The sequence below is a fragment of the Nostoc sp. CMAA1605 genome (assembly GCF_021596505.1).
Classification (GTDB): Bacteria; Cyanobacteriota; Cyanobacteriia; order Cyanobacteriales; family Nostocaceae; genus Trichormus.
In genome coordinates this window covers 109,667-135,979 of sequence record NZ_PJIZ01000004.1, presented here as the reverse complement: position 1 = coordinate 135,979, position 26,313 = coordinate 109,667, and the positions used below count along the sequence as shown (strand labels likewise).

General features: G+C 41.1%; 28 protein-coding genes and 1 pseudogene. 16 read left to right on the top strand and 13 right to left on the bottom strand.

All coding sequences use genetic code 11. The annotated features are described in order from the left end of the window. Positions 1–691 (bottom strand): glycoside hydrolase family 10 protein (locus CV014_RS03000; protein ID WP_236140660.1); only part of this gene is annotated, 691 nt, incomplete at its 3' end. A gap of 190 nt (positions 692–881) precedes the next feature. Between CV014_RS03000 and CV014_RS02995 the strand changes: the two genes are divergently transcribed. Next, the gene (locus CV014_RS02995) at positions 882–2,387 is read left to right on the top strand and encodes a cobyrinate a,c-diamide synthase (protein WP_236140659.1); all 1,506 of its coding nucleotides are present in this window, start codon (positions 882–884) and stop codon (positions 2,385–2,387) included. Here the strand turns inward: CV014_RS02995 and CV014_RS02990 are convergent. Both CV014_RS02990 and CV014_RS02985 read right to left on the bottom strand, forming a co-directional pair. Beyond that, positions 2,376–2,882, bottom strand: a complete 507-nt coding sequence (locus CV014_RS02990; RefSeq protein WP_236140658.1) for a GNAT family N-acetyltransferase — start codon at positions 2,880–2,882, stop codon at positions 2,376–2,378. The two genes, CV014_RS02995 and CV014_RS02990, sit on opposite strands and share 12 nt — an antisense overlap. Positions 2,883–2,900: 18 nt before the next feature. Further along, positions 2,901–3,842: a phosphodiester glycosidase family protein gene (locus CV014_RS02985; RefSeq protein WP_236140657.1), complete on the bottom strand. Its 942-nt coding sequence runs from the start codon at positions 3,840–3,842 to the stop codon at positions 2,901–2,903. A 121-nt stretch (positions 3,843–3,963) separates the two neighbouring features. Between CV014_RS02985 and CV014_RS02980 the strand changes: the two genes are divergently transcribed. Further along, the gene (locus CV014_RS02980; RefSeq protein ID WP_236140656.1) at positions 3,964–4,740 is read left to right on the top strand and encodes a pentapeptide repeat-containing protein; all 777 of its coding nucleotides are present in this window, start codon (positions 3,964–3,966) and stop codon (positions 4,738–4,740) included. A gap of 158 nt (positions 4,741–4,898) precedes the next feature. Here CV014_RS02980 and CV014_RS02975 read toward each other — a convergent pair whose 3' ends face one another. After that, positions 4,899–5,342 carry a cyclic nucleotide-binding domain-containing protein gene (locus CV014_RS02975; RefSeq protein WP_236140655.1) on the bottom strand — a complete coding sequence of 148 codons (444 nt, stop codon included), beginning with the start codon at positions 5,340–5,342 and terminating at the stop codon, positions 4,899–4,901. A 287-nt stretch (positions 5,343–5,629) separates the two neighbouring features. After that, positions 5,630–5,755, bottom strand: a complete 126-nt coding sequence (locus CV014_RS29835; protein ID WP_268964458.1) for a hypothetical protein — start codon at positions 5,753–5,755, stop codon at positions 5,630–5,632. Between the two features lie 222 nt (positions 5,756–5,977). Between CV014_RS29835 and CV014_RS02970 the strand changes: the two genes are divergently transcribed. The 5 genes and pseudogenes from CV014_RS02970 to CV014_RS02950 all read left to right on the top strand — a co-directional run bounded on the left by CV014_RS02970 (position 5,978) and on the right by CV014_RS02950 (position 10,678). Further along, a complete protein-coding gene (locus CV014_RS02970) occupies positions 5,978–6,541 on the top strand; it encodes a TetR/AcrR family transcriptional regulator (protein WP_236140654.1) in 564 nt (187 codons plus the stop codon). 431 nt (positions 6,542–6,972) lie between these two features. Beyond that, positions 6,973–8,115: a cytochrome P450 gene (locus CV014_RS02965; RefSeq protein ID WP_236140653.1), complete on the top strand. Its 1,143-nt coding sequence runs from the start codon at positions 6,973–6,975 to the stop codon at positions 8,113–8,115. Positions 8,116–8,354: 239 nt separating this feature from the next. Beyond that, complete coding sequence (locus CV014_RS02960) at positions 8,355–9,320, top strand: TIGR04222 domain-containing membrane protein (protein ID WP_236140652.1); 966 nt, start codon at positions 8,355–8,357, stop codon at positions 9,318–9,320. A gap of 204 nt (positions 9,321–9,524) precedes the next feature. Further along, positions 9,525–9,638: pseudogene (locus tag CV014_RS30560) on the top strand (DUF4277 domain-containing protein); the annotation flags it as partial. A 383-nt stretch (positions 9,639–10,021) separates the two neighbouring features. Beyond that, on the top strand, positions 10,022–10,678 hold the full coding sequence (locus tag CV014_RS02950; RefSeq protein WP_236140651.1) for a Nif11-like leader peptide family natural product precursor: 657 nt from the start codon (positions 10,022–10,024) through the stop codon (positions 10,676–10,678). Between the two features lie 390 nt (positions 10,679–11,068). On the opposite strand, the gene CV014_RS02945 is transcribed toward CV014_RS02950, so the two are convergent. From CV014_RS02945 to CV014_RS02935, 3 genes are all read right to left on the bottom strand, one after another. Beyond that, complete coding sequence (locus tag CV014_RS02945; protein ID WP_236140650.1) at positions 11,069–12,655, bottom strand: glucose-6-phosphate isomerase; 1,587 nt, start codon at positions 12,653–12,655, stop codon at positions 11,069–11,071. 103 nt (positions 12,656–12,758) lie between these two features. Then, positions 12,759–13,016, bottom strand: coding sequence for a cytotoxic translational repressor of toxin-antitoxin stability system (locus CV014_RS02940; protein WP_103140789.1), 258 nt, complete (start codon positions 13,014–13,016; stop codon positions 12,759–12,761). Positions 13,017–13,204: 188 nt separating this feature from the next. Continuing rightward, on the bottom strand, positions 13,205–13,402 hold the full coding sequence (locus CV014_RS02935) for a hypothetical protein (protein ID WP_103138589.1): 198 nt from the start codon (positions 13,400–13,402) through the stop codon (positions 13,205–13,207). Between the two features lie 197 nt (positions 13,403–13,599). Here CV014_RS02935 and CV014_RS02930 point away from each other — a divergent pair, with 197 nt between their 5' ends. After that, positions 13,600–14,733: a branched-chain amino acid ABC transporter permease gene (locus CV014_RS02930; RefSeq protein WP_236140649.1), complete on the top strand. Its 1,134-nt coding sequence runs from the start codon at positions 13,600–13,602 to the stop codon at positions 14,731–14,733. After that, complete coding sequence (locus tag CV014_RS02925; protein WP_236140648.1) at positions 14,723–15,505, top strand: ABC transporter ATP-binding protein; 783 nt, start codon at positions 14,723–14,725, stop codon at positions 15,503–15,505. Before CV014_RS02930 ends, CV014_RS02925 begins: the two co-directional genes overlap by 11 nt. A 121-nt stretch (positions 15,506–15,626) precedes the next feature. Here CV014_RS02925 and CV014_RS02920 read toward each other — a convergent pair whose 3' ends face one another. Then, a complete protein-coding gene (locus tag CV014_RS02920; protein WP_236140647.1) occupies positions 15,627–16,220 on the bottom strand; it encodes a DUF2087 domain-containing protein in 594 nt (197 codons plus the stop codon). A 171-nt stretch (positions 16,221–16,391) separates the two neighbouring features. On the opposite strand from CV014_RS02920, the gene CV014_RS02915 reads away from it, so the two are divergent. Continuing rightward, a complete protein-coding gene (locus tag CV014_RS02915; protein ID WP_329608317.1) occupies positions 16,392–16,610 on the top strand; it encodes a helix-turn-helix domain-containing protein in 219 nt (72 codons plus the stop codon). Between the two features lie 162 nt (positions 16,611–16,772). After that, entirely contained in the window at positions 16,773–17,360 is a 588-nt protein-coding gene (locus CV014_RS02910) for a COP23 domain-containing protein (RefSeq protein ID WP_236140645.1), read from the top strand. A gap of 160 nt (positions 17,361–17,520) precedes the next feature. Here the strand turns inward: CV014_RS02910 and CV014_RS02905 are convergent, their stop codons facing one another. After that, positions 17,521–18,807 carry a glutamyl-tRNA reductase gene (locus tag CV014_RS02905; RefSeq protein ID WP_236140644.1) on the bottom strand — a complete coding sequence of 429 codons (1,287 nt, stop codon included), beginning with the start codon at positions 18,805–18,807 and terminating at the stop codon, positions 17,521–17,523. Positions 18,808–18,837: 30 nt separating this feature from the next. On the opposite strand from CV014_RS02905, the gene CV014_RS02900 reads away from it, so the two are divergent. After that, on the top strand, positions 18,838–19,008 hold the full coding sequence (locus CV014_RS02900) for a hypothetical protein (RefSeq protein ID WP_236140643.1): 171 nt from the start codon (positions 18,838–18,840) through the stop codon (positions 19,006–19,008). Here CV014_RS02900 and glpX read toward each other — a convergent pair. After that, positions 19,005–20,042: a class II fructose-bisphosphatase gene (gene glpX / locus CV014_RS02895; protein WP_236140642.1), complete on the bottom strand. Its 1,038-nt coding sequence runs from the start codon at positions 20,040–20,042 to the stop codon at positions 19,005–19,007. The two genes, CV014_RS02900 and glpX, sit on opposite strands and share 4 nt — an antisense overlap. A 417-nt stretch (positions 20,043–20,459) precedes the next feature. Here glpX and grxC point away from each other — a divergent pair, with 417 nt between their 5' ends. The 4 genes from grxC to CV014_RS02875 all read left to right on the top strand — a co-directional run bounded on the left by grxC (position 20,460) and on the right by CV014_RS02875 (position 23,092). Further along, entirely contained in the window at positions 20,460–20,783 is a 324-nt protein-coding gene (gene grxC / locus CV014_RS02890) for a glutaredoxin 3 (protein WP_236140641.1), read from the top strand. Positions 20,784–20,967: 184 nt separating this feature from the next. Then, positions 20,968–21,453, top strand: coding sequence for a tRNA adenosine(34) deaminase TadA (tadA, locus tag CV014_RS02885; RefSeq protein ID WP_236140640.1), 486 nt, complete (start codon positions 20,968–20,970; stop codon positions 21,451–21,453). 74 nt (positions 21,454–21,527) lie between these two features. Next, the gene (locus CV014_RS02880; RefSeq protein WP_236140639.1) at positions 21,528–22,316 is read left to right on the top strand and encodes a lysophospholipid acyltransferase family protein; all 789 of its coding nucleotides are present in this window, start codon (positions 21,528–21,530) and stop codon (positions 22,314–22,316) included. Positions 22,317–22,927: 611 nt separating this feature from the next. Beyond that, positions 22,928–23,092, top strand: coding sequence for a hypothetical protein (locus CV014_RS02875; RefSeq protein WP_236140638.1), 165 nt, complete (start codon positions 22,928–22,930; stop codon positions 23,090–23,092). 221 nt (positions 23,093–23,313) lie between these two features. Here the strand turns inward: CV014_RS02875 and CV014_RS02870 are convergent, their stop codons facing one another. Together CV014_RS02870 and CV014_RS02865 are read right to left on the bottom strand one after the other, a co-directional pair. Beyond that, positions 23,314–24,603, bottom strand: a complete 1,290-nt coding sequence (locus tag CV014_RS02870) for a Glu/Leu/Phe/Val family dehydrogenase (protein WP_236140637.1) — start codon at positions 24,601–24,603, stop codon at positions 23,314–23,316. Positions 24,604–24,787: 184 nt separating this feature from the next. After that, a complete protein-coding gene (locus tag CV014_RS02865; RefSeq protein WP_236140670.1) occupies positions 24,788–26,287 on the bottom strand; it encodes a carotenoid oxygenase family protein in 1,500 nt (499 codons plus the stop codon). Positions 26,288–26,313 lie beyond the last annotated feature (26 nt).

The window sequence follows — 26,313 nt, the reverse complement described above, 5'->3', positions numbered from 1 at the left end:
AACTCATGTGGTCATCAAATTGAATCCCATCAGCGTTATATTTGGTGATAATTTCTACCACAAGGTCAGTAATAAACTGTTGTACTTCTGGGTGGAAGGGGTTCAGCCATGCGACTTCACCCGCAGCCGAAATCGAAGTTTGAGTACCATCCCGCTTTTGTGTCAACCAGTTTGGATGTTGAGAAGCTAGTTCTGATGTCAAGGGAGCCATGAAACCGAACTCAAACCAAGGTATTGCTAATAGTCCTTGACTGCGCGCTTGATTCAGCACATCTGCAATCACATCTTGACCTTGTGTCCCTCTAAAGAAAAAAGGGATATTCATCCGTTCCATGACTGCACTAGGATACTTTGTGTAACCGTCATTCCAAACCACTGGATAGACTGTGTTAAAGTTCAACCGCCGCAATTGTGCAAATGTTTCCTGCACTTTGGCGCGATTTCTGAGGATGTCAAAGTCATTATTTGTCAGCCACACGCCACGGATTTCTTGACTAGGATATTGGGGTAGTTGAGCATTGATTGGCTGTAAATTACTCAGCAGTAAAGTTGTAGTAAATGATAGAGCAAATAGTATGGGGAGTAAACGCCGGAAATTAAAGCAGGTTTTGGTGTGAAAGGGGAAAATGAAAGGTAATTTGGTTAACCAAACGTTAATATTGATGCTTTTGGGTTGGAATGAAATTGGCATTATTCTCTAAATATTTATACTGAGATTAATGAGCTTAATTTACTCTATTAAGTCCTGATTTTGTTGAGGACTAAAGTCCTCACTACGAACGTGACGCAACTAATGGGTAAGTAGTGCCAACTCAAAATCATGTATGCTTTAAAATTCAATGGTGAGATAGTGGAATGAATCAAGACATCACCTGATTTTTATGGCTGTAGTTATTGCTGGGGAACGTAGCGGAGTGGGTAAGACAACAATCACACTCACTCTTTTAGCATCTTTGTGTCGGCGTGGTGCGGCGGTGCAATCTTTCAAAGTCGGCCCGGATTATATTGACCCGATGTTTCATACTTATGTTACAGGGCGCGCTTGTCGGAATTTAGACCCAGTGCTGACTTCGGAAACCTATGTTCGTCAGTGTTTTGCTCGTCATCATCAAGAAAGCGAATATGCTTTAGTCGAAGGGGTGATGGGGTTGTTTGATGGCATTGGGCATCGGGCATCGGGCATTGAGTATGGAAAGGAAGATGTACTCAGCACTCAGCACTTTGCACTCAGCACTGACTTTGCTAGTACGGCGCATATTGCACGCTTATTAGATTTACCTGTGGTGTTAGTAATTGATTGTAGCCGTTTGTCTGGTTCTGTCGCAGCGATCGCTCACGGTTATTGCTCATTTGACCCCAGAATTAAAATAGCCGGTTTAGTGCTGAATCGGGTAGGGAGCGATCGCCATCTCTCTCTCCTCAAAAATTCCCTCCAACCCTTACAATTACCCATTTTGGGCGTTTTGCGTCGTCAAGATAACATTACCATTCCTGACCGCCATTTAGGTCTAATTCCCACCGCCGAACTCCCCGAACTAGACACAGTCATTCATCGCCTCGCTGATTTAGGTGATATTTGCTTTGATTGGCAAACTTTATTACCTTTGTTGGAAATCGGGAATCGGGAATTGGGAATTGGGAATCGGGAATCGGTAAATAGGGTAACAAGAATAAGGACAGATTTAACCCCAATGCCCAATGCCCAATGCCCAATGCCCAATTCCCCATGCCCAATGCCTGTTAAAATTGCCGTAGCACGCGATCGCGCTTTTAATTTTTACTATCAAGATAATTTAGATATTCTAGAAAATTTAGGTGCGGAATTAGTTTTTTGGAGTCCTTTAACGGATAAAGAATTACCCCCAGGTGTGCAGGGAATGTATTTTGGCGGTGGTTTTCCAGAGGTATTTGCTCAACAATTAGCGGCTAATAATAACGCCCGTGAAAGTGTTAAACAAGCTATTTTAGACGGAATGCCTACAATAGCAGAGTGTGGGGGTTTAATGTATTTATGTGAACAAATCATTGATTTTGAAGGTCAATCTTGGTCGATGGTGGGAATATTACCCACATCAGCAGTAATGGATAAAAAGCTGACTTTGGGTTATCGTCGTGCTGTCGCTTTGCAAGATAATTTATTAGTCAAAGCAGGCTCAAATCTCTATGGCCATGAGTTTCATCGTTCTCATGTTATCTCAAATTGTGAACAGCCTTTATTTACAACTTATCGCTTCGATGTAGAAGAAAATTTAGGCTTTGAGGGATGGTGTTCACCAAAAAATATTCATGCTTCCTACATTCATCTGCACTGGGGAAATAGTTTAGAAATTCCTCACAATTTTCTCCAACAATGTCTGAACTTTAAATATTTCAACTCAAAATGTTAAGCAATAAATTAATTCATCAGTAAGCTGACCTTTAATCAACTCGGCTTTCTGGTTAACTTTAATTAAATTAAATCCCAGTTTTTCTACTACCTTACGGGAAGCTAGATTGTATTCGTTCACTGATGCGTGTAAAGATGAAAGCTGAAAACGTTGTTGGGTTTCATTGATAGCCAGGTAACAGTAAATAGGTGCATATCCTCGCTTTTGAAAATCCACAAAGGTCATAAAACCAATTTCTGCATATTGGTCATCAAAAATACCTATCTCCACTAGACCAATGTATTGATTTTGAGGAGTGACAGCAACCCATTTTAGCCAAACCATAGTTTCATTATCTGGCGATTTTTCTAAGGCTGCAAACCGGAATTGTTGCTGAACTTCTAAAAGTGTGGGGATTGGTTCTTCTAAATACTCATACATTTTTGGGTTACTAATGTATGGATAGAGAATTTGCGTGTGCTGTTCTGTTACCTTTTCTAAACGCAAAGCTACCATATCTGCTGCTGTAAAATATTAATCTATATAGAATCCCAGATGATTAGCAACTGGGCGATCGCGCATTGGTATTTTAGTATGGGTGGGAGCGTTTAAAATTTTGGGCTTCCCCTCTTTGTCTGGGTTTGCTACTACCAATGTAGTAGAACCTCCTCCATCGAGATTTATGGCATTATAAACACCCAATTTTGTCATAAATTTGGTTAATTCTCTTTTAGTAAATCCTTCGCTATATAGTGGTTGTTTACCATCTACCAAAACTAACCACAATTTTTTACCTGCTTTGTCGGTAGCTGCAACTACTCTCGAATATGGTTTGTCGTTTGAGGAATTTGCATAAATATTTATCTTGGGTTTTCCTTGAAAAACTAATACGTCATCTCCTGCTAATCCTTGAATAGTATTTTTCGGACATTCTTCACCGCCTGGAATTTGGGCTTGGTTGTTGTTAGTAAAACATAAAACATACCAACTTGATTTTTTGCTGGCGTATATTTTACTATTGGAAATAGTTTGTCCTAATACCTTTGTCTTATCTCCACTATAAGGATAATAATCCCACGGAGTTACCTCCCGAAAAGGATGAAAATAACTCCCATTGATGGCGAGTTTAACTTGAAATTCTTCGACAAATTCAGATGTTGTTCTCGCTTTAGTTTCATTGTCGATAATTTCTTGTTTCTGGACTCTGTTTTTTGCTAAATTCTCAATATCTGGAGTTACAAATGGTTTAATTCCAGGTGTATTTAGATCAATTGTCACGATATGAATTATTACAGGACGTGGATTTGACTCGATCAAACGCTGATAAACAATCCCCCGAAATAATTCTTGTTGTGTTTCGCTGCGGGGTGGACGACGAAAATGACCCCAACCATACATTAATATTGGTAAAGATAATAAAAGAGTACCGGCAATAAAGCAATAGTTAGGTGTTTTGGGAATATATCGCCATTGCATTGCTAATTTTGCTAATTTATTGGTAATAGGAAATTAGTTTAATTTTACTCTAAGCTGAAAAATGGATAGTGATAATTTCAATTTTTGTCACCAAAATTTGCAAAATCGCTCATTTAAAGCAATGCAACTTCATGATGCAAATTTTAGTGGTGCTGATGTGCGTGGATGTGATTTTTCCCATGCACAATTACAAAGAGCTAATTTTGTGAAAGCGAAATTTGGTCAGTCACCTAGAATATTTATGAGTTTGCGAATTACTGCATTCGTTGTTTTATGCTTAACTTTTATAGCAGTTAGCGAAATGGCGTTTGGGGTACTAGGAAACACTCCAGAAATACCAGCATGGTCATATACTAAAGCTTTAGTTATCAGCTTGGCAATTTCTGGAATAGGCGCAAGTTTGAGGAGGGTTTTTACTCAAAAATCAAGCTTAGAAAATTTAATTACAACTATATCAGGTGTGGCTTCAGCAGCATTAATTGGTTTTTATTATGGCGGTCTTCTACAAAATAAAAATCCCCAAGCTGCTGTAATATCTGCACTTATATTATCCATAATAACGGCAATTTTATGTTTTGTATTTAAGAATGGTTTGATGCGAGTAATTGTTGCGGTTGCAGGGTTTATTTGTAATTATGGTTTGGCTTTTTTAATTAGCAGTGTCGCCTTTGCCTATTTGAGTACCCAAAGTTATCTACTGGGGAGTATTTTGGGAATTTTAACTGTGATTTTACTGGCTATGACCATGCGATCGCTAAATTTAGCTATCCAAGAAATCACCACTAATGGTATTACTAATTTCAGAGGCGCAAATTTAGAGAATGCTAGATTTGACTCAGATATTAATCACAAGAAAGTTGATTTTACTGCTGCGAACACATACAACATCAACTCCTAAGAAATACAGGGGTTTAGGGGTTTAGGGGTGTAGGGGTATAAGGGAAGAAAAAAGTGTTTCTTCTATATTTTACTGGTGCGTAGTCTCGCTAGTCAGAAGCATTTAAAAGATATAAATTTTCATAATCAACCCTATCTCGTCACCTATTTTATGCTGGATTAATGCCTACCTGAAGCTGTAAATTGGATATTATCATTCAAGCGGCGAACTAGACGGGATAACTCACGGATAATATTCACTGCAATTTCGGGAGTTTCTTCAATTGCGTCATAAAGTTGCTCTTGGGTGAGTTCCAAAAATTCGCATGGTTCTAAGGTGGTGACAGAAGCAGAACGGGGTTGAGTATCAAATACTGCCATTTCACCAAAGTATTTTCCCTGATCTACAACAGCTAGCTGCTTTTCCCCAATATGGACTTTGACTCTACCGGAGACGACTATATACAGCGATCGCCCTTCTTCTCCCTGTCGAAAAATGGTATGATGCGCTGGAAAATGCAACTCGTGCATCACTGAAGTCAGGCGGACAATGAAATCATCCCGCAGTTCTTTAAAAATCGGGACTCGCCGGACAAACAATAAACGGTCAACGCTACTGAGCATAATTTATCTTTAAACTTGACACAGTGGGCAGTACGCAAAGTAAATACATTCTCCTGATATAGATGCTATGCTGTGCGTTGCCTTGAGTGTACTGTGGCGATCGCTTATTTTCAATAGTAAGTATAAAATTTTAGACAGACACCGAATAAGTGGAGTGTTTTCGATTGTCGAGCCATAGAGAGAAAAAATCATGCTTTGGTTAATACTCCCCGTTGTATAAATGCACAAATTACACTGTGAGCAAGTATACGCTAGTTTACAAAAATACCAATCGGTGAGAATGTCTCCTATTGGTTTTCGACGGTTTCCGGTTCAAACTCGACTTGTCGGTATAAAGAGGCGATCGCAGTTTCTAGACTATCTTGCCATGACGTATATCTGACCAGCTCAATACCGAATAGTTTAGTTGACACTGTACCGTCTAGACGGTAATATAGTTTTAGTGTACCAACCAGACGGTAAAAATCATGATTACACTTAATAGAAAGACAAATGACAACTGACTAATAACAGACTGAACTCAAAAATGTGCGATTTTAACGTAAATTAGTTGAGAAACTGAATCCAAAACCATCTTGCAGCCAGATAAACCGTCTTCACCGGACAACTTATCTATAAATCCATCATTCAACTTTATGACTGCTAGCAAAAAAACAAAATCTGCATCTGTGACTCGTAAGGCATTGTTAGAAGCAGCAGGGCGAGTGATGGTAGCACATGGTTCTAAGGCTCTGACATTGGAAGCTGTAGCCCGTGAAGCTGGTGTCAGCAAAGGTGGATTACTTTACCACTTTCCTAACAAAGAAGCCTTAATTTCTGGGATGTTGCAACAGCTAATTGATGAAAAGACATTATTACTAGAGCATGAATTGAAGCAAGATGATGCACCCAATACACCAGGACATTGGCTGAGAGCTTATATCCGGTCGTATCGCAAATTTGACGCTGACTCGATTGCCATTCATTTTAGTTTTTTAGCTGCGATCGCAGAAAATCCAGAATTACTAGAGCCGGTGCAAAAACAATTAGCTGATTGGCAACAGCTAATCGAGGACAGTGGACTCAATCCAGCAATGGCAACTGTAATTCGTCTAGCACTTGATGGTCTTACCTTCGTCCACATCTTTGGTTTAGGAACTCCAGATGAATCCTTGCAACAGCAGGTGATTGAAACGTTACTAAAACTAGCTCAAGAGTAACTAAGTACATCTGTGCGAAAAAACCAAACTACATTAAGCAATGTAAAAATTGGGAAATGCGTTTTGTAGTAAGGACTACCTTTTGCTACGCAATGCTATCGCGAACCTGACTTTTCACAGTATTTAGAAAACCCCTCTCCATAGAGCAAAGCTATTCTCGTAGAGTACCTCTCCCCTGCAAGGAACTACGGTGTACACACAAGTCTTATAACCTTGTCCCACATCGTTTTGATCCCCTAAATCCCCCTTAAAGATGGGAGCCACTGCGTTGGGCGGCTCTGCCGACTTAAAGCAAGTGGTGCATGAGTGGAGTCAGTGCGATCGCTCGACTGCAAACATAGTCTTTTCATAACGGTTTTCTTACAGCCTATAACTGGCCAGATACCATCGATATCTGGCGCAGTTCAACCTGCAATTTTTTACACAAGGAGATGATGATGACTACCGTTTCCAAATTACAACCAACCGATTCACAATTCCTCCTTAATCCTTTTGCTTGGTTGGCTAAAATGCGCCGAGAAGCACCTGTTTTCTACAGTACAGAACATCAATGTTGGATGGTGTTTCGCTATGATGATGTGTCACGGGTGGTGAGCGAATGGAAAAGCTTTTCCTCCCAATTGCCACAACTTCAAGAACGAGAAGATTTCAGTCAATCTTTAGCTACAACTGATCCACCTAAACACCAATCTCTGCGTTCAATCGTCCAAAAAGTCTTTACAGTAAATCAAGTTGACGCATTAGCCCCTCGGATTACCGAACTGACTTATGAGTTATTGGGGCAAATGAAGCAACACAAACAAGTCGATTTAGTACACTCTTTCGCGACTCCTTTACCAGTCATTGTAATTGCAGAAATTCTCGGTATACCTGTTGAAGATCGGGAAGACTTCAAACGTTGGTCAGATGGAATTATGGCAGGAAGTCAAACTGCTATTCAAGACATGGCTGATTATTTTCGACAATTACTAAAAGAACGCCAGCAGCGTCCCAGCAACGACTTAATCAGTGATTTAATTGCAGCCTATGCCGAAGGAGAAAAGTTAACAGCACAGGAACTCGTTGATTTTTGTATGATTCTTTTGCTGGCTGGTAATGAAACTACTACTAACTTAATTACCAATACGATTTTGTCTCTGCATGAGCATCCTGATGAAAATCGACGGTTACGGAATGACTTGTCTTTATTACCAACTACCATTGAAGAAGTCCTGCGTTATCGCTCCCCGATTACTTACTTACAAAGATATACCAAAGTAGAAACTCAAATCGGAGACCAGATCATTCCTCCCAGACAACTTGTTTGGGCGTGGATAAGTTCTGCGAACCGCGATGAACTTCAGTTTGAGAATAGCGATCGCTTTATTATTGATCGAGACCCAAATAAACATCTTGCCTTTGGTCATGGTATTCATTTTTGTTTGGGCGCACCTTTAGCTCGATTAGAAGCCAAGATTGCTCTTAGGGCGTTGCTAAAAGAATTTCCGCATCTTCAAGTTGACCAAACCCAGTCTTTCAAACCAATTCCCACCCTACTAGTACATGGATTGGAAACTTTGAATGTTTTTTTATAAAAGCTAGAGCATCACTTCAGTAATCAAAAACCCAAATTTCCCAGCCTGCTTCCCTAGCAGGCTATTTATTATTCAGCCGTTGCGACTCACCGTAACTCTATTTAAAAATAGGTGCGATCAGACACTGTGTTATAATGGCGTACAGAGTTGAGAAAACGAGATGTTGTAAAGACGCTGCAAAAATTTTGACGTTCATTTTCTCTCATTGACAGTAATTTCCTTACAAGGAGTATTAAGCAATGGATTCATTGCTGCATAACCCAATTGCAGATATGTATGGGACTGATTTTTTAGTGCTTTACGGTTCTGTAATTGCCATAACGTTGGTAGTTTGTTGGCGTTTAGTGCAATATCCCAGCAAAAACCAGCCTTTACCGTTAATTCCTGCCAATCCAAACCCTTACAAAATTGCTTATCTGCGTTCTCAAAATGCCGGAATCGCTCACACAGCGTTATTTAATTTGATTTTGCAAGGTTATTTGCAAGTTAGTGAACAGTCCATCAGCCAAACACCAGATCATCCTGATGTGGCTAAATTGCAGCCAATAGAAAAGGCAGTTTTTCAGAAAATTTCCATCCCCTCCACAGCAACAGCATCTCTGTGGTTAGCAAGCCAAGTTGTGCAACCATACAGCCAAGATTATGAAGAAGAACTGCACAGTGAACAATTATTGACTACTACCAACCATCACCAATGGCGGATTAAAGTCGGCTTAATGGGGGCAATGATTATTTTTAGCCTTGGTGGCTATAAACTCCTCATCGCCTTAGCTAAAGGACGCTATAACGTTGGTTTCTTGATCATCATGGGTGTAGCTGCTATTATCTGGTTAATGTGGCTAGTTAGTGAGCGATCGCTACTCAATGATCGAGGCAAAAAATATCTGCAACAACTACAGGAAACATTCTCACAATTAAAATCCAAAGCCAAATCTCAAACCGCTTCTTTGTCAGAATACAACTTACTTGTCGCACTGTTTGGTGTGGAAGCATTGGCGGGAACAGTTTACAACCCCTATCACGAAATCTTCTTCCCCCCACAATTCGCCAGAACAAGCAGATACAGTAGTTCTAGTTCATCTAGTAGTTCATGCAGTAGTGCTTCTGGCTGCGGTGGCGGTAGTTCCTGTAGTAGTAGTTCCTGTAGCAGTAGTTCCTGCGGTAGTTCCTGCGGTGGTGGTTGCGGTGGTTGTGGCGGTAGTTAAATCATTTGTCCCACATTCCGCACCCAAAACTGGCACACAGAGGAATAAGTAAGTTATGAATATTAGTAAAAATTGAGACGATCAAACCTGAGAAGTAAAGTTAATAGCCAAAATCCAGGTAAAAGTCAAAAAATAAATAAAATTAGGATTGTATAAGCGGCCATCATGAAAAGCTAAAAATAGTTGATGAAATGTAAAGTGAAAATGAATTCGCCCTTGAATATTGAAGTAAAAAATCTAGATCACCTGGGTATAGTAGCAGGAATCATCGATGAAATAGGGCTGGTCGTTAATTTTCGAGAAAGTATTGATATAGATGCTTTAATTGTAGCGGATAGCGCATTATACAGTGCGGAAAACCTTTTACGCGAATTACCAGTTAGCTAAAGGTTAGTTTTCAGAGTACCAGTATTGAGATAGTTTTAGATAAAGAAAAGTGACAATAACTAGAGAGCGATCGCATTTCCTCGAATGTTAAGCAAAGTAACAGGAAAACAGCGATCGCCTTTTTGTTTGCTGGAAAGTTTTATACGTAAATATAACTACTAGTTTTGAATATTACGTTAACTTTATACCTAAATCCTGAGTTGTATACTTTACAAAAACTTTTAAATTTATACTGTCGAATAAGTAAGGATATACTGATTACACTAATAGTTAAGAAAACCCTTGTAAATTTCAAATCAGAGGTAAAATGGAATATGTATTACCAACTTTGGGCGTTCTTTCTCCAAGAAGACGAATACCAGCAGTGGAGAAAAAATACAAAACTTAATAATAATTATAATAGATTAACATGGCAAAAAATCAATGATTTTTTCGCCTCTGTAGAAGATAAATTCCTTGTCAAGAGTCAATTGGGAAGGGCAAAAAATCCAGAGCATTTTATTAGCATTGCCACTGAAAATGGCTATAACTTAACCTTAGAAGAACTAGCTTGGTTTCTTGTCACCAGAAAGCAGATTTGGACGTTTCTTGATTTCGCACAAACAACACCATCTGTCAAAGATAAATTATTAGCATCTAAAACTCCTCAACAATTTGTCCAAATAGCGGCTAACTGCGGTTATCACTTTACTATCGATGAATTAGCCTGGCTACTCACAGAAATTAAGTCATCACCAGAATTAGTACCACTTGATAATAGTGTGGGAGAAGTTGATACTGTATCCAACTACGGCAAAATCGAAATAGGATATTGGATTTGGTTAGCAGAAGAGTGGGGAATCATCGCACCTTTTTGTCATAGAGAACCGCCACTAAAATTTATATCTCAGTATACTGACAATCCTTTCTTACCAGATCGCTGTTTCTTGCCCAAAAGCTACTTTAATCAGCACTTAATTAACCACAGATAGACAATCCACACTAAAAGATTTGCTTTTGTGTGCGGTGAAACAGTTTATACCAATTCGCAATTCGCAATTCGCAATTCAGAAAGTCATACACCATCTGATACCAATTCACAATTCGCAATTCGCAATGGGCTAACGCCCCGCTCCGCTAACGCAATTGAGAAATCCTGACTTGACAAAGGTTTTCGGATTTGGATCTATTTCAAAATTTTCGTGAATTGGTATGAGTTTCAGGCTTTACATCTGTTGCCTAATTTTGGAGAATTGGTATTACAGACATGAATTTATTAATTTTGACTTTCTGCACATCAAAAAAACCCGCTTGATGAAAGCGGGTTTTAAAATTAATAGAACTATTACTGCTTGAACTTTTGTGTAGCAGTATAAAATTTATTAGCCTAGAGAAACTTTTAAACTGCTGGGTTGAGCAAGATTTCCCTGCAAAACTACACCGCGTTGGTTAGCCTGCAAGTGACGCAGAATCTTGTAAATAGCTTCAACTTGATCAGCCGCACCTAATTTATCTGCAATTTCTGCCAAAGAGAGGGCTGATTTTTCTTTTTGCAGTAAGCCTACTACCTTAGCTTGCAAGTCCAAAATAGCCGCAGCCGCTTTTTTACCAGCTTCTACCCCTGGCTGGTGGTAAGCGTTAATGTTAACCAAGCTAGCGTATAAACCTACAGCCCGTTCATACAAAGCGACTAATGCGCCCACAGTCCTAGCGTTAACTTGGGGAATGGTGACAGTGATGGAGTCACGCTGATTTTCATACAAGGCTTGGCGAGTTCCTTGTAAGAAACCAGAGAGATAGTCACCGGAAGTTACGCCAGGATCAATCTCTGGAGATGCGCTACTGCGGTCTTCCAAAACTTCGATTAAGGTAGCAAAGAAATTGGGTACACCTTCACGCAATTGTTGCACATAGGCGTGTTGGTCAGTTGAACCCTTGTTACCATAAACGGCAATACCTTGATAAACAACATTGCCATCTAAGTCTTTTTCTTTACCCAAGGATTCCATGACTAGCTGTTGTAAGTAGCGGCTAAACAACAGCAAACTGTCCTTGTAGGGTAAAACAACCATGTCTTTTTCACCCTTACCGTTACCCGCAAAATACCAAGACAACGCCAACAACGCCGCCGGATTATTTTTCACATCACTGACGCGGGTAGCGTCGTCCATTTCTTTTGCACCTTCTAGCATGGTGCGAACATCAATCCCTTGCAAGGCGGCGGGAACTAACCCAACGGTAGACATTTCCGAAGTCCGTCCGCCTACCCAATCATACATAGGGAATCTAGCCAGCCAACCTTCAGCTTTTGCTAATTTATCCAGATTACTATCAGCACTAGTAATAGCTACTGCATATTGAGCAAAATCTAAATTCTGTCCAGCATAGGCTTTTTTGACTTCAATCATGCCATTACGCGGTTCTGGTGTGCCTCCAGATTTGGAGATCACTAGTACCAAGGTGCTAGCAAGATGATTTCTCAGTTGAGTGAGAACCCGATCAATACCGGCGGGATCGGTGTTGTCGATAAAATGAATTTTTAGGGGCGGAAAGTCTGGGGCGAGGGCTTCAGCAACAAATTGAGGGCCAAGGGCAGAACCACCTATGCCAATAGAAATAATATCTGTGAAGCGGTTTGCTTTAGGTGGATGAATCGCACCTGTGTGAACTTTTTCGGCAAAGGCTTCCACTTGTTCTAAGGTTTGCACAATTTCTTGTGTCAGTTCTGGAGTGGGGGCTAAATCTGGGTTTCTTAGCCAGTAGTGTCCCACCATGCGGTTCTCATCGGGATTGGCGATCGCACCCTGCTCCAATTGAGCCATCTCCGCAAACGCTTTGTCAAACTTCGGCTGCAACGACTTCACGAAGGCATCATCAAAACGCATCCGACTTACATCTAGATACAGTCCTAATCCCTCGTGGAAATATAACCAATCTTGGTATCGTTGCCAAAGTGCCTTCGCATCCATAGGGAAATCTCTAGTAAAGTGTCCTTAAAATCAAGTGTAATGTAACGGTAGACCCATCCCTGCTTTGCCTTATACAGTTTTTAGTGTTGAGAAACGCTTCACCTTAAACATCTGGCATAGGTATGACGCGAAGAAATTTAACAATCTCACCCCTGATTTCTATCCCAACCAAATAATTATCAATGGTAAACCTGTGAAAAATGCCCTCATCATCCAGCTGTCGCAACTCTGGAAGAGAATGCAAATTCCACTTGTCAGCAAACTCATAAAACACAAAATCGAATACTCGCTGATAGGCAGCTGATTCTAAACTTTTCAGGTCTACTAAAAAAGACCTCGCATAACGCATTTCTAGATTCACTGCGTTCACCTTAGTAGGGGCATAGGGCATAGGGGATGGGGCATGGGGCATGGGGCATAGAAGAGGAATTGGAGCAGGGTGCAGGGTGCAGGGGGGAGAAGAATTTCCCCATTTCTCCCTGCTCCCTGCCCCCCTGCCTCCTTTATCCCAGTCCCCAGTCACCAATCCCCAGTCCCTAATCCCCAATCCTAAACAAACATCAACATTCGGACGGCTTCATCATGGGTTAAGATATCCCACGGTTGCTGCGATCGCTTGACTTGTTGTATTGCTTTTAGCATATAAAAATCACAGTGCAGCGCATGGATATCATGCCAAACACTTTCCAGTTCCTCGTCCCCTAACTGTTCAATTAAATGATGGATTCTAATTCTCAACAAGTTCATCTATTCTTCATATTAACCAAAACACAAATTTATAGTTCCCAAAAATCGTCCATGTTTAACGGGATGGGGATTGGGGACTGGGGACACTTCGACAAGCTCAGTGCATCACTGGGGACTGGGGATTGGGGACAAGGTAGAATCTTACCCAATGACTAATAACTAATGACTAATGACTATTGACTATTGACTAATAACTAATGATTGAATATCTAATTTTTCTTGCAATTTCTACAGCCACCTTTGCCCTGTTTAGTTTAGGACTCAATTTACAGTGGGGTTTTACAGGGTTAATTAATTTTGGTCATATCGCTTTTATGACCTTGGGTGCTTATACTACGGTGCTATTAAGTCTTAGGGGTGTACCTCTATTCATCGCAGCCCTGATAGGGGCAGCTGTGGCGGCTTTATTAGGTTTAATTATCGGTTTAGCTACTTTGCGCCTGCGGGAAGATTATTTAGCCATTGTTACCATCGGGACTGGTGAACTCATCCGCTTGGTGGTGAATAACCAGGAGTTACCTGTGGGTGATACTTGGGTATCTGGGGCTTTTGGTGTCCAGAGTTATCCGATTCCGTTTTCGACACAGCCAAATTTGGTGTTTCGTTTGGGGATGATTGGTATCTTAACGCTGCTGTTGGCGGTTACGATTTTTTCTTTATGGCGGTGGATTCGCATTGCTCAAAAACCACAGGTTGTTGATTCAGGTTACAGAGTTGGTAACAAGCAAGAATTGATTTCGCGGTTGGTGGTGGGCAGTATCTTAGGTGTATTAGCACTGCTCATTTATATTTCTGGGGTGATTACACTCTATAATTACTTGCCCAAGGCGGGTTTAATGCTGTTATCGCTGTTAGTGTTAGCACTGGTATTTTGGCGACTGGAATATTTAGTGCGATCGCCTTGGGGTAGAGTCTTAAAAGCCATCCGTGAAGATGAAGAAATACCCAAAGCAATGGGTAAAAATGTGTTTTGGTACAAGCTACAATCCTTGATGTTAGGTGGTGCGATCGCAGGTGTGGCTGGTGCTTTCTTTGCTTGGCAAATCAGTGCTATTTACCCTGATAACTTCCAACCACAGCTAACTTTTGACTCCTGGATTATGGTAATTTTGGGCGGTTCTGGTAATAATGTCGGCACAATTTTAGGCGCAGTAATTTACTTTGCTTACGATGCCATTACCCGTGAACTTTTACCAAAAATTATCCCCCTAGATGAAGCGCGTTTGGGTGCATTTCGGATTATGGTAATTGGTTTAATTTTGATGGTGCTGATGATTTGGCGGCCTCAAGGTATCTTAGGGAAAAAGGAGGAACTCACCCTTGGTAAATAACCAATCATCCCCACTTCCCTTATTAGCTGCTAGCGGACTTTGTAAAAGTTTCGGCGGGATCAAAGCTGTCAATGAAGCCCAAATCGAAGTAGCTCAAGGTAGCATCACTGGTTTGATTGGCCCCAATGGTGCTGGGAAAACTACTTTATTTAACTTACTTTCTAACTTCATTCGTCCAGATAAGGGACGCGTAATTTTTGACGGTGAACCCATCCAAAACCTACAACCCCACCAAATCGCCCAACAGGGATTAGTCCGCACCTTTCAAGTAGCGCGGACACTCTCTAGGCTGTCAGTGTTAGAAAATATGCTACTAGCAGCCCAAAAACAGACAGGGGAAAATTTTTGGCAGGTACAGCTACAACCCCACGTAGTTGCGAAGGAAGAAAAGGAATTAAAAGCCAGAGCAATGACGGTGCTGGAATCTGTGGGATTAGCCCATAAAGCCTACGAATATGCTGGTGGTTTGTCTGGAGGACAACGCAAACTACTAGAAATGGGTAGAGCCTTAATGACAAACCCCAAGTTGATTTTGCTGGATGAACCAGCAGCCGGAGTCAATCCCAGATTAATTGATGATATATGCGATCGCATTCAAAATTGGAATCGTCAAGACGGCATGACCTTTCTAATTATTGAACACAACATGGATGTAATTATGTCCTTGTGCGATCGCGTCTGGGTACTAGCAGAAGGCAGAAATTTAGCTGATGGCACACCAGCCCAAATTCAAAACAATACCCAGGTATTAGAAGCTTATTTAGGGCAATAGGGGATTGGGGATTGGGGACTGGGGATTGGGCATTGGGAATTGGGCATTGGGAATTGGGAATTGGGCATTGGGCATTGGAACAGAGGAAAAATACTAATGACTAATGACTAATGACTAATGACTAATGACTAATGACTACTCTCCAATAAACGCCGTTTTCTCGCTGCATTAGGTGGTAGCCAACTAATTCTCGTCTTAAGGTGGCGTAGTCTGGATGATAGGTTTTGAGAATATCATTCACATCATGTTCTGAATAGTTAACTCCTGACTCAAATTTGTTGGCTAACCATTTGAGGATTACTAAACGCTTTTTGCGACTAGCGGGAATCTCTTTGAGACGTTGTACCATTCCTGTACTAGTTTGTTCTATTTCTACGTAGTTTTTTAAGACTTTGCTCTCCCAGGCTTCAGTATCAACATCCTCTATGAGCGATGCTAGTTGTTCAGTAGTGAAAACTTCCTTGCTGATACGTTGTAAAACTTCACTGTCTAATTGATATATGCGACTGTTACCTTCTGGGCGCATTGTCACTAAATTTAACTCTCTTAGCTTGGCCAAATGATGGGAAACTGTAGGCTCTTTGAGTTGCATTAATGCTGCCAATTCCTCAACACTGCACTCTTGATTAGCTAAGATTCCTAAAATCTTTAATCGGCTTTCGTCAGCCAACGCTTTGAAAAATTGTAGCAGGGTTTGAAATTGTTCTCTGTTCATAATTTGTTATACTTAATTCGACCCCAATCTAATTAGAGGTAGATCGAATTACTAATGCTGTAATCATCTGATGCAGCACAAGCTCTGCTTTGGTTAATTTTGATTAATGTTAATTTTGCGATTCGTTGTGAAAAAAGTTGAGTTTTCTTAAGTAGTTCTTCACATTTCGCCATGTTCCAATCATCATTCCGTCGAAGAAAGCAGAAACCAGGTATGCCCAAACCAGGTACTTCGCTCGTGCAAGCAGCTAGACTTTTAGGTGTAGACCAAAGTACCCTGTACATGGCTCTGCAAAAAGGACAGATACCAACGCACAAAAGAAACGGGCGCACTGTAGTTAGCCAAGGTGCGCTGCTAGATTATAGAGCAAGAATCAGGCACCTTTCATAGTTATTCGTAATCGAGTCCAGCAGAAATTCTAATGGGGCGTGCAACTAGTTAGTTGTGCGCCCCTATATATTTAACAAATCAGGAGAAAATCTTACTGTATATGACGGTATTTTATAATTGGGGGAATTCAGTATTTTTTATGAATTAATCCCCAAAGATTATATGAAATTTTTCTGTTTAAGAACATTGATCACAACAGGTGCGATCACCATTAGTGCAGTGATCACTACACAGCAACCTGGTTGGACACAACGTACTAGAGGTTTTTACTGTGATATGTCCACAGGCAAACCGATCACAATGTATCGCAATTTTAGCGGAGAGCGAGAACCTTGGATTCGCTGGACTTCTAATTTTTTTCAAAACAGTGGTTATGATAATTTCACCAGATGTAGAGAAGTTAGCAGGCGGTTAGAAATTTACCGTCAACAAAGAAGGCTAAGATTCATCACTGTGGGTATGATGAATCGTCAGCGTGTAGTTTGTACCGCCAGTCAAATCAATGGTCGTTGTGAAAGGCTTATTTTTACTCTGAAGCCAGGACAAGACGCAGTCACAACACTAGATAATCTCCTGGCTTGGCGCAAAGGCGAAACAGGAACACCTTCACTATATGAAAGTGCTTCAGCTCCTTATATTGATGTCAGTAGTCGCTTAGATAGCGACAGTGACACACCTTCTGTAGTGTCTCCTACTAATTCCCAGCCTGAACCGCAATCACCTACCTCTAGTCCAGATAGGGAATTATAGTTTTTCACAAAAGGGTGTGGGGTTAGGGACACTTCGACAAGCTCAGTGCATCACTGGGGACTGGTGACTGGGAACTGGGAACTGGGTATTAGTGTAAAAATTTACCCCTACACCCTTACACCCCTACACCCCTATACCCTCATACCCCTACACCCCTAATTTAACTAAACTGCTCACCTACATCCAAGTTGAAGAGCATTTGTAGAGTTTGCATACATCGTCTTCTGGCTTCTACATCTTGCTGGGCGCGTAATTGCACCATCGGATCATGTAAAATTTTATTAACAATTCCTCGTGTTAAAGCTTCTATGACTTCTTGATGTTTATCGCCAAATTCCGAACCCAATCTTGATAAAGCTTTCTCTAATTCTTGTTCGCGAATGGTTTCGATTTTATTCCGCAGTGAACTGATTGTTGAGACGGTTTCAAGACTGCGCCACCAAATATCAAAAGCATCAACTTCTTCTTCTAAAAGTCGTTCGGCTTCCTGAGCCATTTTTCTTCGGCTTTCATAGTTTTGAGCGACGACTGCTTTTAAATCATCCACGTTAAATGCTTCTACGTGAGATAGTTCATTTACGTCTGTATGGACGTTACGTGGTACAGAAATATCAAATAGCATTAGAGGTTGGTTAGGAGCTAAAACCATCTCTAATTTTGCTTTATCTAAAATGGGGTCAGTTGATGATGTGCTAGTAAATACTATGTCACTTTCGGCAATTACTTGCATCATTTCTGAGAGCAAGTGTATGCGGATGGGCTGTTCTGAAAACTGTTGTGCTAATTCTTGAGCGCGATCGCGGGAACGATTGACAATACTGATTTGTGTAGCACCTTTAGAAATCAAGTGTTGTACTAGCAAGCGCGACATCTTCCCTGCACCGAGAATTGCCACACGACAGGCTGCTAAATTATCTACTTTGATTTGTGCTAGTTCTACAGCCGCCGAACTAATAGATACTGCACCTGTACCGATGCTAGTCTCCGTTCTCACCCGCTTACCGGCTGTAATTGCTTGTTTAAATAATCGATTCAAAATTGTTTTTATACCGTTATATTGCTGTCCCAGTTTGTGAGTATTTTTCACCTGAGCCAGAATTTGTCCTTCACCGAGGACTAAGCTATCTAAACCAGCTGCTACCCGCATAACGTGCATCACAGCATCTTCATGGAGCAGTACAAATAAATGTTGCCGCAAAGAATTTATAGGTAATTTGCTGTGTTCAGAAAGAAACTGAGTCACTTCTCGGACACCGTGTTCGGTTTCCGCAGCCACAATGTAGATTTCTAAGCGGTTACAAGTGCTGAGGATAGAAACTTCATCAATATGGGGATAGCTGATAAGATGAGCGATCGCGCTTTCTGTTTGTGGTTCTGGAATACTCAGCTTTTCCCGAATTTCGACTGGGGCTGTTTTATGGCTTAACCCCACCACTGCAATATTCATTTCTTATCGGTAGTTTAGTAATGGATTATTTTGGGGATTGGGGATTGGGGACTGGGTACTGGGGATTGGGTATTGGGTACTGGGGATTGGGTACTGAGGATTGGAGTAAAAATTTTTCCCTTGTTTCCCTGTCCCCTGCCCTCTGCCCCCTGCTACTTCTTCCCAGTCCCCAGTCCCCAGTCCCTAGTCCCTAACTCTTAGTGCAGTTGAACAATCTTGGGCTGTTCAAACATATGAATGGTATCTACAAAGCGAGCAGTTTTAGACTGGCTGGAAATAACCAAACTTTGAGTTCTTGCACCGCCGTGGAAGAAGCGCACACCTTGCATGAGGTTGCCGGAGGTAATACCGCAAGCTGCGAACAGTACGTTTTCTCCAGAGGCTAATTCATTTGCATCATAGACCTTATCAGGGTCAGTGATACCCATAGATTGCAAACGCTCGATGTTAGCTTCTTTGCTTTCGCCAATCAAACCTGTCTTCACGATTTCGGGATCGTAGATCAATTGACCTTGGAAGTGTCCGCCCAAAGCACGCATTGCGGCTGCGGAGATGACACCTTCAGGAGCCGCACCAATACCCATTAAGGCATGAATATTAGTCCCAGCAAAACCGCAAGAGATGGCTGCACCTACGTCACCGTCGGCGATTAGCTGTACTCTCGCGCCTGCTGACCGAATTTCCTTGATCAAATCGTTGTGGCGATCGCGCTTCATGACTACTACTACCAGTTCGTCAATTGCCCGATCTAAACACTCAGCCAGAATCTTGAGGTTTTCTGTAGCTGACTTATTGATGTCTACTTTACCCTTAGCAGCTGGAGGTGCTGCTAATTTTTTCATGTAAAAGTCAGGTGCAGCAAACAAACCACCTTTTTCAGAAATTGCCAGTACAGCCATTGAGCCAGGTTGTCCGTAGGCTACCAAGTTTGTACCTTCGCAGGGGTCAACCGCAATATCAATTTCGACTAATTCATCGGGGTTGCAGAAGTCTTTAGCATCTGGTTGGGTACAGATCCCAACTTCTTCGCCAATGTACAGCATAGGAGCGTCATCACGTTCCCCTTCCCCAATCACAATGCGACCACGCATATAGATTTTATTCATGCGTTCCCGCATTGCTTCTACTGCTACTTGGTCAGCAGTATTTTTTTCGCCCTTACCCATCCACTTCGCAGATGCGATCGCGGCTTGTTCGACTACCTCAATAATTTCTAATCCAAGTGTATTTTCCACAGAGTCGCCCTCTCAACTGCTTGACTTTTGCGTCTTTTCATCTGGCCATTTCAGTTCTTAAGTCTACCAAAGGGCGGATACGTGTGTGAACCAATAAAAGAAATAGTATTAACTAAATAATTTACTGATGTGTTAAGTTTTACTGCTAAAATCGATAGTATCTAAGATTGTGTGTAAAATCTCATCTCTATTTCAGGTTGAGAAATTTAATTTCTCGATGTACAGCTGGTATAAACAAAAATAATCGTTGCAGAGAAAGTCAAACTAGAAAAACTATCAAAATTCTTGAAAAATTGACTAATAATTTAAACTCACTAAAACTAAAAATATTGACATTTCCAGACAAATGAGACTATTGAAATAAAACCTGCTTTGGTGTCCACTTTATAATTATTTAAAAAACATCACATTAAAACTATGTTGGACTTTCTCAATCCCCTACTTGGTCGTCATCCCGAACGAATCAAAGCAGATGTTGAGATGTACACTTGGCAAACTTGTCCTTACTGCATTAGAGCCAAGCTATTACTATGGTGGAAAGGTGTAAATTTTACTGAGTACAAAATCGATGGAGACGAGGCCGCAAGAGCGAAAATGGCAGAACGAGCCAACAGTCGCCGCACTGTACCACAAATTTTCATCAATAACCAACACATCGGCGGTTGCGATGACCTATATGAGTTAGACACCAAAGGTCAACTTGATACCCTGTTAGAACAGTCATTAGTCAATAGTCAATAGTCAATAGTCAATAGTCATTAGTCATTAGTCATTAGTCATTAGTCATTAGTCATTAGTCATTAGCAATCATCCCTTGTTTTCCAATCCCCAATCCCCAATCCCCAATCCCCAATCCCCAGTCCCCAGTCCCCAATCCCCAGTCCCCAATCCCCAATCCCCAGAATATTTAACTTACCGTCACTGGATGAACCGAGCCTTAGAGTTAGCACAAAATGCTGGTGATGCGGGGGAAGTTCCTGTGGGGGCTGTCATTACTGATGCTGACGGTAATTTGATTGCTGAAGGCGAAAATAGAAAAGAACGGGATCAAGACCCTACAGCCCATGCAGAAATTATGGCTTTGCGTGCGGCTAGGAAAAATTTACCAAGCTGGCGATTTCATGGTTGTACTTTGTATGTCACCTTAGAACCTTGTCCCATGTGTGCAGGTGCGATCGTACAAGCGCGTTTAGCTAAACTTGTCTATGGAGTGGACGATACTAAAACTGGCGCAATTCGGACTGTGATCAATATTCCTGATAGTGCTGCCTCTAATCACCGTCTGCAAGTTATCGGAGGTATCTTAGAATCAGCCTGTCGTCAACAATTACAAAATTGGTTTGCTACTAAGCGAAATCAAAAACAGTCGCAGACAGAGACAAAACTGTCCAGCTGTGATCACACAAATTGAGGAAGAAAATTTACGGTGTAACTACATTACCTAATTTTTTGCCGTATCTTACCAGTTAATTTGCAGCTACCCACATGATGGAAATTTACTCTGCTTCTGATAACTGTCCTTTACAAGCCCAAAAGACCGCTCAGAAACCCCAAATAGCCGTCTATGAAGGTAATATATCACCTTTATTGACTTCTACAGCTTACTTTTTAGGATATCATTTCCTCTTACCGTTCTTTTTTGGACAAATCCAAATCACCGGACAGGAACATATTCCCACAACTGGCCCTGTAATTTTAGCCCCTACTCACCGCGCTCGTTGGGATGCCTTACTACTAGCCTATGCTGCTGGTCGTTACGTTACCGGTAGAGACTTACAATTCATGGTGACGGTTGATGAATGTCAAGGGTTACAAGGTTGGTTTGTACGCCGTATGGGCGGCTTTCCTGTAGATACAAAGCGTCCTGCTATTGCGACTCTCCGTCATGCGGTGGAAGTGTTACAACAAGGAAAAATGTTAGTTATTTACCCTGAAGGTAATATATTTCGGGATGGTAAGGTTCATACTCTCAAGCCAGGAATTTCCCGTTTGGCTCTAAGTGCAGAATCATATCAACCAGGATTAGAGGTCAAAATTATCCCAGTGGGGATTAACTACAGCGAGCCTTATCCAAGTTGGGGCGCAGATGTCATGATCAACATTGGCCCAGCAATTAATGTCAAGGATTATACTATTGGCAAAGCCAAACAAAACGCCAAGCAACTTACAGAGGATTTAAGCAAATCGCTGCAAAAATTGACTAGTCCAGAACTAACTATATGCAATCATGGTTTTGCAGAAGTCCCTATCCACTCCTTACACAATCATTTTTGAAACTTCAGCACGTCAATAATTCCCAGAGGTGTTTTTCTACTCCTACATTCATATTTCATCAATGTAGATATAGTTAATTTTCTCAAAAATATGAATTATTACTAGGACGTTTATAAATTAATTAATATTAGGATTACTAATCGATTTTTGAGTAGAAAAGTAGATGTATAGTGGCGTAGCAGGGCTAAAATTTTGCAAAATTTTAGCCCTGCTATGCTAATAATTGCTTATCTGGCAACACAGTTCACTTAAGGTTAAAACCAAAACTGGTATAGGTTGGGTTGAGGAACGAAACCCAACATTATCAAGACTTTATTGGGTTTCGCTATCGCTCAACTCAACCTACTATTCACTTAACTGAACCGTATTGGCTGATCTAGAATCTATTGGATTAAAACATTATGTAAAAAAAAGTTAGTGAAAGTGCAGTATTCTTTGTTGTTGTTTTTGGTGTATTTACTTATTTTTGTCTTGACGTTAGGATGACATCAACAGGGCGAATAACAAACAAAAAGCCAGCTTAAACATCAAAAAAGCTGACTCATTATGTTTATTTCTTTTCGCTTTGTTTGTATCTTATTGTCTTTTCAACTATTCAAGGAGAAACTACCATGTCTAATAACGAACAAAACAATCAAGAGTATTCCATCGAACTTTCTGAGGAAGATTTAAAAGATATCGCTGGTGGAAAAAGAATAGTATTTGAATTCGGTGGCAAACAACCCGTTGGAAAAATTGGTACCAGACCTATCAAGTTTTTCCCATTCAAAAAATAACTTGTTCTGATTAAGAATTAGGTTCTTTTTTAAGACGCTAGGTTTAGCTACCTGCCTAAGTTGGATTGTTTCGCGGACAATCCAACTTATTTTTCAAACTTAATAAAAGAACCATATTCCTAAAGACTGCGCTGATTATCTCATTACCTCAGCATCATGTCAACAATAGCAATCTATGCTCTAAATTTTGAGGACTACAGTCTTCACTACAAGCCAAGAAATTACGGATACAAACCTCTGTCATGTAAGGCTTGAGCTACTCTACCTACTCCTAGTGTATAGGCTGCTAATCTCAGGGGAACTCGCCGCGCCTTGGACTGTTGGACTACTTGTTGATATGCTTGCACCATTAAGTGTTCCATTTCGCGGTTGACGCGCACTTCATCCCAAAATAGGTAAGAAAGACCTTGCACCCATTCTAGGTAACTAACTACTACACCCCCAGCATTGGCTAGGATATCTGGTAACACAGTCACACCCCGTCCTTCTAGAATACGGTTAGCTTCTAAAGTTACTGGGCCGTTGGCTGCTTCTGCGATGATTTGCGCTCTGACTTCGTGAGCATTTTCTTCTGTGATTTGGTTTTCTAAAGCGGCGGGAATTAACACATCACAACGTAAAGTGAGTAATTCTGCATTGCTAATTGCTGAAGCTTGAGGGAAACCTACTACACTCCGGCGATTTTCCGCCGCATAAGCTTTGAGTGCGGGAATATCCAAACCGTGAGATGAATACACACCACCTGTAGCAGTGGAAACAGCAATAATTTTTGCCCCTGCTTGATGGAGTAGTTCGGCTGCTGCACCTCCGACATTCCCGAAACCTTGGATAACTACTCGCATCCCCTCCAAGGATTTACCCATATCAGCTAATGCTTCTCGGACGATAATCATCACACCCCGTCCAGTCGCCATTTCCCGTCCCAATGAGCCACCAATAGATAATGGCTTACCTGTGACAACTCCGGGTACAGCATGACCAACGTTCACGGAGTAAGTATCCATCATCCAAGCCATTTCACGGGCGGAAGTTCCCATATCTGGGGCAGGGATATCTACGGCAGGGCCAATATCTTTAATTAATTCGCTGGTATAGCGGCGAGTGATGCGCTCTAGTTCAGCGACGCTGTAGTTTTCTGGGTCGATCGCAATGCCACCTTTTGCGCCACCATAAGGTATACCCAACAGGGCGCATTTCCAGGTCATCAGCATAGCTAAAGCTGAGACTTCCCTTAGCGTCACGGACGGATGGTAGCGAGTTCCGCCTTTGTAGGGGCCTAAAACATCAGAATGTTGGACTCGATGTCCTGCTAGAACTCGGATATCGCCACTGTCTAATTTCACAGGGATAGAAACTGTTACTACTTTGCGGGGGTGGCTGAGAATTTCTAAGACACCTTGATCTAACCTTAATTCTTTCCCAGCTGCGTCTAAATAACTACAAGCTTGGTCAAATGGGCAAATATGCGCTGGGGTAGCAGCTTCTAACGGGTTGATAGGGGTTGAAACCATAAGATTTTCTCCTAGTCGCGGTTTTTGGCGAACCGGATACATATATGCCTAGCCTATCTCGCGTTTTAGCGAAATATGGGAATTTTGTAGTTTTTGTTACATTTTTATATTATGTTTAAAAAAATATAGGTTCTAGCCAAACGTGGGTTTTGACTAGAACCTATAGAGATAAACAATTAGGGGATCAATTTGGTGTAAAAATTTGTGAGGTAAAGTTGCCGTGCAAACCGTAGGGGATATGATGTTTGAGATGTAGTTTAGCTATCACACCTCTGTCTAAATCACGAGCATCTAAAATCACCACATCTGAGCGATGGTAAGCAGCATCATAAACCACCACTAGTAACCAGCCATCATCCTCTGTTTGTGCGTCTGGACGCGGTACAAAAATCGGCTCACCAACAAACCCACGGGGAGCAGCACTCCAAATTTGTCTTTCTCCAGACTGTAAATCTATCTTGAGTATTGCTTGTAATGGTGCATTGATATTAGCTGCATGACCTGCACCTAAGTAAATATATCTGTGTTCGCGTCCTACATAATCAGGATGTATGCTGGGAAACTCACAACAGCGACTCTCAATTAAATGACGCTCGACTTTTCCATCTAGAAGATTGACATGAAATCGCCACATTTGACCAGGAGAACTGGCTGCGAAATCAACTTGGCGAAAATCGCTGTTTGGCTTTACTTCTGCTAGGTTATCGTAACAAATTGAGTCAATAAAAATTTCATCACCTTGAGCAAAAGCGTTGACATGGTGAAAAACAAAACCTGATTGTGTTTCTAAAATTTTCAACTCAGAATTTTCTTGTCTGGGAAAACGAGGAATAACTATAATTTTAGTCTTCTGTTCAGGTTGAAATTTAATACATTCTCCAGCAGCACGTAAACCCAAAACAAAGGGTAGGGGATTAAAAACAACAGGATTTTGAAAGAAAATATAGTGATGGGGAGTAATGACAAAATCATGAATAAAACAAAATCCAGAAACTTGATGAGTGTGTTCTCTGATGACTTTAGCTGCTGGATTTAATTCAAAAATTTTGATTGTCGTTGATGGGCCTGGTTTAATGGCAAAATTGACTAAACAAGGTGCGCCATCATCTTGCATACAACTAGGGTCAAATCGGGGATGTGCGCTGAAGGTATTACCTTTAGATAAAACTCCATCAAAGTATTCTTTGCCCAAAGTTTCCAATGTATACGGGTCAAGAATATATGGCTCAGAAGCTTCCCACAAAGCTAATAGTTTGTTACCCCAGTAGATAACATTAGTGTTGGCAATTTCTTTGATTTTAAAATCGAAGATATTAGCTAACCAGCCTCCTGGTTTTTGTGTACCAAATACACCGCGATAGAGTATTTTACCTGCCTTTTGTTCTGCTAAATACCCTTCGGTTCTGACAAAGCGATTGCAGAAATGAGCGCGACCATTAGTAAAGGTGATGCGGCTGATCATGCCATCACCATCAAAAGGATGATGGATTTTCTGTCCATTAATATCCAGTAATCCTGGCCCGTTTCTAAATAATGTTCCTTGTAATTGCGGTGGTATTTCTCCTTCTATGTCATCAATCCAATAATCAAACTCTTCTTTAAGAGACTCATAACCACCTTGCCAATCTTCTAATGTATAGGATTTAGTTAAAAATTCTGATTGTGAGTTTTGAAAAACTTGCATATTTTGATAGTTATTAATTGTTGGTG

Excerpts from the sequence above, each read along its gene's own strand:
- CV014_RS02995 (WP_236140659.1), top strand. The coding sequence starts at position 882 with ATGGCTGTAGTTATTGCTGGGGAACGTAGCGGAGTGGGTAAGACAACA.
- CV014_RS02990 (WP_236140658.1), bottom strand. The coding sequence starts at position 2,882 with ATGGTAGCTTTGCGTTTAGAAAAGGTAACAGAACAGCACACGCAAATT.
- CV014_RS02985 (WP_236140657.1), bottom strand. The coding sequence starts at position 3,842 with ATGCAATGGCGATATATTCCCAAAACACCTAACTATTGCTTTATTGCC.
- CV014_RS02980 (WP_236140656.1), top strand. The coding sequence starts at position 3,964 with ATGCAACTTCATGATGCAAATTTTAGTGGTGCTGATGTGCGTGGATGT.
- CV014_RS02975 (WP_236140655.1), bottom strand. The coding sequence starts at position 5,342 with ATGCTCAGTAGCGTTGACCGTTTATTGTTTGTCCGGCGAGTCCCGATT.
- CV014_RS02970 (WP_236140654.1), top strand. The coding sequence starts at position 5,978 with ATGACTGCTAGCAAAAAAACAAAATCTGCATCTGTGACTCGTAAGGCA.
- CV014_RS02965 (WP_236140653.1), top strand. The coding sequence starts at position 6,973 with ATGATGATGACTACCGTTTCCAAATTACAACCAACCGATTCACAATTC.
- CV014_RS02960 (WP_236140652.1), top strand. The coding sequence starts at position 8,355 with ATGGATTCATTGCTGCATAACCCAATTGCAGATATGTATGGGACTGAT.
- CV014_RS02950 (WP_236140651.1), top strand. The coding sequence starts at position 10,022 with ATGTATTACCAACTTTGGGCGTTCTTTCTCCAAGAAGACGAATACCAG.
- CV014_RS02945 (WP_236140650.1), bottom strand. The coding sequence starts at position 12,655 with ATGGATGCGAAGGCACTTTGGCAACGATACCAAGATTGGTTATATTTC.
- CV014_RS02935 (WP_103138589.1), bottom strand. The coding sequence starts at position 13,402 with ATGAACTTGTTGAGAATTAGAATCCATCATTTAATTGAACAGTTAGGG.
- CV014_RS02930 (WP_236140649.1), top strand. The coding sequence starts at position 13,600 with ATGATTGAATATCTAATTTTTCTTGCAATTTCTACAGCCACCTTTGCC.
- CV014_RS02920 (WP_236140647.1), bottom strand. The coding sequence starts at position 16,220 with ATGAACAGAGAACAATTTCAAACCCTGCTACAATTTTTCAAAGCGTTG.
- CV014_RS02915 (WP_329608317.1), top strand. The coding sequence starts at position 16,392 with ATGTTCCAATCATCATTCCGTCGAAGAAAGCAGAAACCAGGTATGCCC.
- CV014_RS02910 (WP_236140645.1), top strand. The coding sequence starts at position 16,773 with ATGAAATTTTTCTGTTTAAGAACATTGATCACAACAGGTGCGATCACC.
- CV014_RS02905 (WP_236140644.1), bottom strand. The coding sequence starts at position 18,807 with ATGAATATTGCAGTGGTGGGGTTAAGCCATAAAACAGCCCCAGTCGAA.
- grxC (WP_236140641.1), top strand. The coding sequence starts at position 20,460 with ATGTTGGACTTTCTCAATCCCCTACTTGGTCGTCATCCCGAACGAATC.
- tadA (WP_236140640.1), top strand. The coding sequence starts at position 20,968 with ATGAACCGAGCCTTAGAGTTAGCACAAAATGCTGGTGATGCGGGGGAA.
- CV014_RS02880 (WP_236140639.1), top strand. The coding sequence starts at position 21,528 with ATGATGGAAATTTACTCTGCTTCTGATAACTGTCCTTTACAAGCCCAA.
- CV014_RS02875 (WP_236140638.1), top strand. The coding sequence starts at position 22,928 with ATGTCTAATAACGAACAAAACAATCAAGAGTATTCCATCGAACTTTCT.
- CV014_RS02870 (WP_236140637.1), bottom strand. The coding sequence starts at position 24,603 with ATGGTTTCAACCCCTATCAACCCGTTAGAAGCTGCTACCCCAGCGCAT.
- CV014_RS02865 (WP_236140670.1), bottom strand. The coding sequence starts at position 26,287 with ATGCAAGTTTTTCAAAACTCACAATCAGAATTTTTAACTAAATCCTAT.